General features: G+C 61.4%; 6 protein-coding genes (1 of these 6 running past the window's edge). 1 reads left to right on the top strand and 5 read right to left on the bottom strand.

The window, feature by feature from the left end; genetic code table 11:
• Nucleotides 1-165, top strand: partial view of a M23 family metallopeptidase gene (locus H4I97_RS01035; RefSeq protein ID WP_182306132.1) — the end only. It extends 1,773 nt beyond the left edge of the window; the window shows 165 of its 1,938 coding nt (coding positions 1,774-1,938); its start codon lies off the left edge, out of view; it ends in the stop codon at nt 163-165.
• Nucleotides 166-245: 80 nt separating this feature from the next.
• On the opposite strand, the gene clpB is transcribed toward H4I97_RS01035, so the two are convergent.
• The 5 genes from clpB to ptsP all read right to left on the bottom strand — a co-directional run bounded on the left by clpB (nt 246) and on the right by ptsP (nt 8,254).
• Nucleotides 246-2,849 (bottom strand): ATP-dependent chaperone ClpB, encoded by a 2,604-nt coding sequence (gene clpB, locus H4I97_RS01030; RefSeq protein WP_182306131.1) that lies wholly within the window; start codon nt 2,847-2,849, stop codon nt 246-248.
• A gap of 207 nt (nt 2,850-3,056) precedes the next feature.
• Nucleotides 3,057-3,698, bottom strand: coding sequence for a DUF4167 domain-containing protein (locus H4I97_RS01025; RefSeq protein ID WP_182306130.1), 642 nt, complete (start codon nt 3,696-3,698; stop codon nt 3,057-3,059).
• A 306-nt stretch (nt 3,699-4,004) separates the two neighbouring features.
• Nucleotides 4,005-4,889 (bottom strand): peptide chain release factor N(5)-glutamine methyltransferase, encoded by an 885-nt coding sequence (gene prmC, locus H4I97_RS01020; RefSeq protein ID WP_182306129.1) that lies wholly within the window; start codon nt 4,887-4,889, stop codon nt 4,005-4,007.
• Nucleotides 4,886-5,965 carry a peptide chain release factor 1 gene (gene prfA / locus H4I97_RS01015; protein WP_182306128.1) on the bottom strand — a complete coding sequence of 360 codons (1,080 nt, stop codon included), beginning with the start codon at nt 5,963-5,965 and terminating at the stop codon, nt 4,886-4,888. The genes prmC and prfA overlap by 4 nt, the downstream gene beginning before the upstream one ends.
• Nucleotides 5,966-5,986: 21 nt before the next feature.
• Nucleotides 5,987-8,254 (bottom strand): phosphoenolpyruvate--protein phosphotransferase, encoded by a 2,268-nt coding sequence (gene ptsP / locus H4I97_RS01010; protein ID WP_182306127.1) that lies wholly within the window; start codon nt 8,252-8,254, stop codon nt 5,987-5,989.
• Nucleotides 8,255-8,269: the final 15 nt, after the last annotated feature.

Genomic DNA, 8,269 nt, shown 5'->3' with positions numbered 1-8,269 from the left:
TACGAGCTGATCGTCAACGGCACCAAGGTGGACCCGTTGAAGGTCCGCCTTCCGGGCGGGAAATCCCTCACGGGAGAAGCGCTCGCAAAATTCGAAGTCGAGCGCCAGCGCATCGATGCGCTGCTCGGCAACGTCGAGCGGCAGAAGCAGCTGGCCGCCCGCTGAAAACGGGCGAGCGACTGGAGGAACTTACAGAAATGGCGGCTCATGAGCCGCCATTTCCTTGTCCTGCACTCATTCACCGCTTACGCGGCCTCATCGGCGAGCTGCCGGACGTCAAACAGCAGGCGATCCGATCCCGCCGCAATCGCAACGTTCGAGTTGTCCGGAATCCTCCCCGAGAGAATCTGCTCGGCCAACGGATCCTGAACGTATTTCTGGATCACCCGCTTCAGCGGCCGCGCGCCGTAGACCGGGTCGTAACCCTTGTCGGCGAGCCAGTTGCGGGCATCCTCACCCAGTTCGACGGTGATCTTGCGCTCGGCGAGAAGTGCTAAGAGCCGCTTCATCTGGATGTCGACGATCGCGCCCATTTCCGTCCGCTGCAGGCGATGGAAAAGAATGATCTCGTCGACACGGTTGAGGAATTCCGGCCGGAACGATGCCTTGACCACGTCCATCACCTGGTCGCGGACCTGATCCGTATCGGAACCTTCCGGCAGGTTGGTCAGGTATTCCGCCCCGAGATTTGACGTCATGATGATGATCGTGTTCTTGAAATCCACAGTCCGGCCCTGGCCGTCGGTCAGGCGTCCATCGTCGAGAACCTGCAGGAGCACGTTGAACACATCGGGATGCGCCTTCTCGATCTCGTCGAAGAGGACGACCTGATAGGGCCTGCGCCGCACGGATTCGGTCAGCGCGCCGCCTTCCTCGTATCCGACGTAGCCGGGAGGCGCACCGATGAGGCGGGCGACCGAATGCTTCTCCATGTATTCCGACATGTCGATACGCACCAGTGCAGTTTCGTCATCGAAGAGGAACCGGGCAAGCGACTTGGTGAGCTCCGTCTTCCCAACGCCCGTAGGGCCGAGGAAGATGAAGGAACCGATCGGCCGGTTCGGGTCCTGCAACCCGGCGCGTGAGCGACGAACGGCACGCGAAACCGCCTGCACCGCATCACCCTGGCCGACAACCCACTTGGCGAGCTCGTCCTCCATGCGAAGCAGTTTCTCCCGTTCGCCTTCCAGCATCTTGTCGACGGGAATACCGGTCCAGCGCGAAATGACATGGGCGATATTGTCCGGCGTGACAACCTCCTGGACCATGCTCTCACGGGCACTGCCGTCCTGAGTTTCGGCCTCGGCGAGTTCCTTTTCCAGCTTCGGGATCACCCCGTAGGCCAGTTCCCCGGCCTGCTGGAACTCGCCCTTGCGCTGGGCGATCGCCAGCTCGTTGCGCGCCTCGTCGAGCTGCCGCTTGAGGTCTGCAGCAAGGCCGAGCTTGCTCTTCTCCGCCTGCCAGCGAGCGGTCAGGGCATCCGACTGCTCCTCGAGCGAAGCGAGTTCGCTTTCCAGCCTCTTGAGGCGATCGGCAGAAGAAGAGTCCGTCTCCTTCTTCAGCGCTTCACGCTCGATCTTCAGCTGGATGATTCGGCGATCGAGTTCATCGAGTTCCTCAGGCTTGGAGTCGACCTGCATCCTGAGCCGAGACGCCGCCTCGTCCATGAGGTCGATTGCCTTGTCAGGCAGGAACCGGTCGGTGATGTAGCGGTTCGACAAGGTCGCCGCCGCGACGATGGCGGAGTCCGAAATACGAACCTTGTGGTGTTGTTCGTACTTTTCCTTGAGCCCGCGCAGGATCGAGATGGTGTCCTCGACCGTCGGCTCGTCGACCATGACCGGCTGGAAACGACGCGCGAGCGCCGCATCCTTTTCGACATGCTTGCGGTATTCATCGAGCGTGGTCGCGCCGACGCAGTGCAACTCACCGCGCGCCAGCGCCGGCTTCAGGAGGTTGGAGGCATCCATGGCCCCGTCGGCCTTGCCCGCGCCGACCAGCGTGTGCATTTCGTCGATGAAGAGGATGATCTGGCCGCTCTCCGCCTGAACCTCGTTCAAGACGGCCTTGAGCCGCTCCTCGAACTCACCGCGATATTTCGCGCCGGCGATCAGCGCTCCCATATCGAGCGCCATCAGCCGCTTGTCCTTGAGACTTTCCGGAACGTCGCCGTTGACGATACGCAGAGCCAGACCTTCCGCGATCGCCGTCTTGCCGACGCCGGGTTCACCGATCAGGACCGGATTGTTCTTCGTCCGGCGAGAGAGCACCTGAATGGTGCGGCGGATCTCGTCGTCGCGGCCGATGACCGGATCGAGCTTGCCGTCACGGGCCTCGTCTGTGAGGTCGCGGGCATACTTCTTCAGGGCATCGAAACCCTGCTCGGCACTCGCCGTGTCGGCTGTGCGACCCTTACGGATGTCGTTTATGACCTGATTGAGGGTCGCCGCCGTGACACCGGCTTTCTTCAGGCTGGCTGAAGTTGACGCAGACGGCTCGATTGCCAGAGCCAGCAACAGGCGTTCGACGGTGACGAAACTGTCACCGGCCTTTTTTGCCGCTTCTTCGGCCGTCGAAAACACCTTGGCGAGCGGTTGCGAAAGGTAGACCTGGCCACCGCCACCGGAAACCTTCGGAAGCTTGGACAGGGCCAATTCATTGGCCAGGCGCGCTTCCTTCGGATCGCCGCCGGCGCGCGTGATGAGAGATGCCGCCATGCCCTGATCGTCGTCCAGAAGGACCTTGAGGACGTGTTCGGCCGTAAATTGCTGGTGGCCTTCCGACAGTGCATAGGTCTGTGCCGACTGCAGGAAGCCGCGAACGCGCTCGGAATATTTCTCGATATTCATCGCCTATCTCCACGAGCTGCATTGCCCGTAACGGCACAATGCAGCGGTTAAGGATCGGGTCCCCTGAACAGGCGAACCCCGGGCGTCTCCACCCTTGTGATCGAGATATGGGGAGAGAATTTCGGCCTTTAAAGAGGAACTTAAACGAAAAACTCCGGCCACGGGCCGGAGTTCCTCGATACTTCATCGTTCAACAATAGACGTCGTCTATTCGGAAGCGGCAGCGGCCAGTTCCGGCTTTTCCGAAGTCGGCTCGGCGCTGGCCGATCCCGCGTCGCCGGCGTCCTCTCCTTGCGCCCCGGCACCACCGCGACGCTGCCGTCGCGGACGCGAGCCGGAATTGCGACGACGAGACTGCCGTTGCTCCCCGCCTTCCTCTGCGGCCTCCTCGGCAGCACTGACCTCCACCGGTGTTCCTTCGATCACGGGTTGCGGGCCGCTTCCGGCAATCTCGACCGGACGCGGCGCAGCCTGCGCCGGAGCTGCATTTTGAACGGTCGGTTCGTCAAGGATGTCCATGTCGTCGACGTCGCGGTCAGCGTAGTCCCCGCGGTCGTCGCGCTGGAAACGCTCCTGCATCTGTGCCTGAGCGGCTGCAATAATGCGGTTATAGTGCTCGGCATGTTGCAGGTAATTCTCTGCCATGACACGGTCACCGGAGCTCTGGGCGTCACGAGCAAGCGCGGCGTACTTTTCCGCGATGTGCTGGGCGGTACCACGAATCTTCACATCAGGACCGGAGCTGTCATAGGTCCGCGTCAGCGGATTGGCGCCCTTGCGATTGAAGTTGCCGCCACCGCCGTTGCCGCCACGCCCGCGACCACGCTTGTTCTGCTGTCCTGGCCTCATCGATTATTCACCTGAATTCTCTAGATTGCTGATAGATTGGCTACGCTGCCGCATCTGGTTAGACCGGATCAAAGCTCCGCGTGCCGCGGGCATGGTGCGCCATTGCTTCATCTGCCGCTGGTGAAAGCCAAATTAACTGATCACGCAACGGGAATTGCTCGCTTCGCGAAACTCCAAAGGAGCCGAAATCGAAGCCGCCCCAGACCCGAACGAATCTCTGTTCATTCCCCGCTGCCCGCTGCGTGCCCGCAACCTAGCCCGCTTCCTCCGGAAAACCAAGCGTTTTCTTCGCAAGTCGGAAACAACTTAGCACCCGCAGCAATTTCGCGTCGTGAACAGAAGAACACGGTCATTACCGCCATAATCGCGACGTGCCTCAACAAGGCAAAAACCTGCGGCTTCGAAGAGTGCAGTCACGCTTTTCTTCTGGTCGTAGCCAATCTCGACGGCCACCACGCCGCACGGTTCCAGGAAAGCACCCGCTCCAACCGCCAACGCGCGATAGGCGTCAAGGCCGTCTTGACCACCGTCCAGCGCCGCCAACGGATCGTAGTCCCGGACCTCCGGATCCAGCTCTGCGACCACGCCTGTCGGAATATAGGGCGGATTTGACACGATGATGTCGAACCTTCCCTCAATGCAAGCGAACCATGCGCTGCGCACGGTCTCAAACCGCTCGGCTACACCATTGATGTAGGCATTGCGTTCCGCCGTTGAAAGAGCCCCTTCGGAAATATCGCTTCCGACAGCGCGAGCCTGCGGACATTCCTTGAGCAGGGCGAGCGAGATGGCACCTGTTCCAACGCCGACATCGAGCAGCTGCGCTGCGCCTTTTTCGGCGATCGTCCGCTTCAGGTGAGGCAATACGCAGTCGACCAGAACCTCGGTATCCGGCCGAGGCTCCAGCGTTGCCGGAGAGAGCTGCAGGTCCAGTCCGTAAAACGCCCGGTGCCCTAGAATACGGTGAACAGGCTCATGTTTGCAACGCCGGGCGATGGCTGCACGCACGTCCTCGGCCTGCTCGAGAGAGATCACAACGTCGCCACGCATCAGGATGTCGGAGAGCGATAGACCGAGAGCGCCCGCGACGAGAACACGCGCGTCAGTCGCCGGATCGGCGAGGTTCGCCTCGGCAAAACACCGCCTTGCTTCGGCAATCAGCGCACTTGCGGTGTCTCGATCCCCGCTCACGACTGCTCGCCGAGTTGCGCAAGCTGGCCGGCCTGGTAGTCCGCAATCAGGGCGTCGACGATTTCGTCGATGTCTCCCTCCATCATCCTGTCCAGCTTGTAGAGGGTGAGATTGATACGGTGATCGGTGACCCGGCCCTGAGGAAAATTGTAGGTGCGAATACGCTCTGACCGGTCGCCGGATCCCACCTGGCTCCTGCGGTCCGCCGAGCGTTCGCTCTCGCTCCGCTGACGTTCCATATCATAGAGTCTGAAACGCAGGACCTGCATCGCTTTCGCGCGGTTCTGGTGCTGAGATTTCTCGGAACTCGTGACCACCAGGCCGGTCGGCAGGTGCGTGATACGAACCGCCGAGTCGGTGGTGTTGACGTGCTGCCCCCCGGCCCCGGACGAGCGCATCGTATCGATTCGGATGTCTTCCGGCCGAATCTCTACGTCAATCTCCTCCGCCTCCGGCAGCACCGCAACCGTTGCTGCGGAGGTGTGAATGCGTCCGCTCGCCTCCGTTTCCGGAACGCGCTGCACGCGATGGACGCCGGATTCGAATTTCAATTTCGAAAATGCGCCGCGACCGGTGATCGAAGCGATGATTTCCTTGTAGCCGCCCGCCTCGCCTTCGCTGGCCGACAGAACCTCGACCTTCCAGCCCTTTGAGCTGGCAAATCGTTCATACATCCGGAAAAGGTCACCAGCAAAAAGCGCCGCTTCCGAACCGCCGGTCCCGGCGCGAATCTCGAGGATGGCGCTCTTTTCATCTGCCGCATCCTTCGGCAGCAGAAGGATCTGAATATCCGTCTCGAGCGCTGCGATGCGCTCCTCGACCTCCGGCAGCTCTATCTCTGCAAGAGCGCGCATCTCGCGATCGGTCGATTTGTCCGCCAGCATCGATCGTAGGCCAGCCAGTTCGGTAAGCGCCGCTTCATATTCGCGGATCTTGCGGACAACGGGCTGCAATTCGGCATATTCCGAGGCAAGCTTGACATAGACGTCCGCGGCCGGCCCAGCCGACATGCGAGCTTCGATCTCACCGAATCGGCGCTCGAGCTCACGCATCTTATCGACAGGTAGCTTTGCCACTCTCTACTCCAGGCAGGTCATTCAAAGGGGAATGTTGTTGTCTTCCGCGAATCCGGTGAGGATGTCGCGCACGGGCAGATGCGTATGGTGGTCGTCGAGGGCAGTTTCGAGCAACTGGCTCAAACGGTCGACGTCCAGCGCCAGAAGCATCGCCTTGATCGGACCAATCGATGTCGCCGACATCGAGATCGAGCGAAATCCGAGTCCGAGAAGGGCCATCGCGCTCAGCGGCTTGCCGGCCATCTCGCCGCACAACGTCAGCGGTGTTCCCGCCTTGTCGGCAGCTCGGACAATGTCGCGAAGAATGCGCAGAAACGGTCGACCGAGCACGTCGAAACGCTCCGCCACGCGAGCATTGCCACGATCGACCGCCATCGAGAACTGGAAGAGGTCGTTGGAGCCGACGGAGACGAAGTCCACCTCCTCCATCAGTTCCTCCAGTTGCCACAACAGCGCTGGAACCTCGAGCATGACACCGAACTGCAAACGTTTCGGCAGCTGATGCCCGAACTTGGACAAATGCTGAATCTCCTTCTGCATCAGCTCACGAACCGCTCGTATTTCAGAGACTTCGGTCACCATCGGCAGCATCATTTTGAGTTCTGCGCCGGCAGAAGCCTTCAAGAGAGCCCTGAGCTGGGTGCGCAACAGCCCGGGCCGGTCGAGCGAGAGGCGTATCGCGCGCCAGCCGAGCGCCGGATTCTCTTCCTCCTGCGAGCGGAAATAGGGCACGACCTTGTCGCCGCCGATGTCGAGCGTGCGGAAGGTCACCGTCCTCCCTTCGGCCTGACGCAGGACGTTGCGGTAGAAATTCTCCTGCTCTTCCGCCTTCGGCATCGTGGAAGAGATCATGAACTGGAGCTCGGTGCGGAACAGCCCAATGCCTTCGGCCCCCGAGGCCGTCAGTTGCGGCAGATCAACGAGAAGGCCGGCGTTCATCTGGAGGAGGATACGCTTGCCGTCCTTTGTCAGCGGCTCGACGTCGCGCAGAGCACGGAACTGTTCCTGTCGACGGGCACGCAGCCTCACCTTCTCCTCATATGCCTTCTGCAGGTCCGCCATCGGCCGGACGTGGACCTTGCCGTCGTCTCCGTCGATGATGACCGGATCGCCGTTTTCGGCGAGAGCCACCGCACCCGCCGCCTGGCCGACGACCGGAATGCCCATCGCGCGGGCGACGATCACTACGTGGCTGGTCACGGCCCCCTCCTCGAGGACCAGACCGCGAATATGGCTGCGTGGATAGTCCAGCAGCTCCGCAGCGCCCATCGCGCGCGCAAGAATGATGGCGTCGGCCGGAAAACCTTCCGATGTGCTTCGCGACGAAAAACCGGTCAGCTGCCGCAGCAGGCGGTTGGCTAGGTCGTCGAAGTCGTGCATCCGCTCCCGAAGATAGGGATCCGTCAGACGGATCATGCGCGCCTTGGTGTCGCTCTGCACCTTCTCGACCGCCGCTTCGGCGGTCAGACCGTTGTGGATCGCCTCTTCCATGCGGCGGACCCAGCCCTGATCGTGGGCGAACATGCGATACGTCTCGAGCACCTCGCGGTGCTCACCTTCCATTGCGACTTCGCGCCGTGACAGCATGTCGTCGATCGAGATGCGCAGCGACCCCAGTGCATCGGCTAGCCGGCGGATTTCCTTCTCGCTGTCTTCGTTGAGAAGGTTGGTCACCACGATGCGCGGCTCATGCAACACGACATAACCGAGCCCGATCCCCTCGCCGTAGCTGTCGCCTTCGATGGTCACCGCCCGCGTCAGATCGAGTTCCAGACCAGGCCTCGTGATCTTCTTCAGCTCGCCTGTCGCGATCATTTCGGCCAGCACCATGGCTGTCGTCTCGAGCGCTTCAAGTTCGTCCTCCCGGTAGTTCCGTTGTGCCTTGTTCTGAACCACGAGGACGCCAAGACTGCGGCCAGCCCTCAGAATCGGCACGCCGAGAAAGGAGTGATAGATTTCTTCGCCCGTCTCGGGCAGGTAGCGGAACGCCGGGTGGGCCTGCGCATCGGAAAGATTGAGCGATTGGGCGCTCGCCGCGATGGTTCCGACAAGCCCCTGCCCCATTTTCAACTGGGCAAGGTGTACGGCGTCCTTGTTCAGACCCTCGGTGGCGTAGAGTTCGAGAACACCATCTGAGCGCAGGACGTAGACGGAGCACACTTCCGCCACCATATTGCTCGCGATCTGACGAACAATCCGGTCAAGGCGCTCCTGTGGCTCAAGCGGCTCCGCCATCAGTTCGCGGAGCCGTTTGAGAAGAACGCGTGGACCGGCAGACAGGTCTCTCATCGCGCGCATGCTCCC

Origin of the sequence: Ciceribacter thiooxidans (assembly GCF_014126615.1) — a bacterium.
Classification (GTDB): domain Bacteria; phylum Pseudomonadota; class Alphaproteobacteria; order Rhizobiales; family Rhizobiaceae; genus Allorhizobium; species Allorhizobium thiooxidans.
The sequence above is the reverse complement of the archived record's forward strand: the minus strand, read 5'-3'. Positions and strand labels throughout refer to the sequence as shown.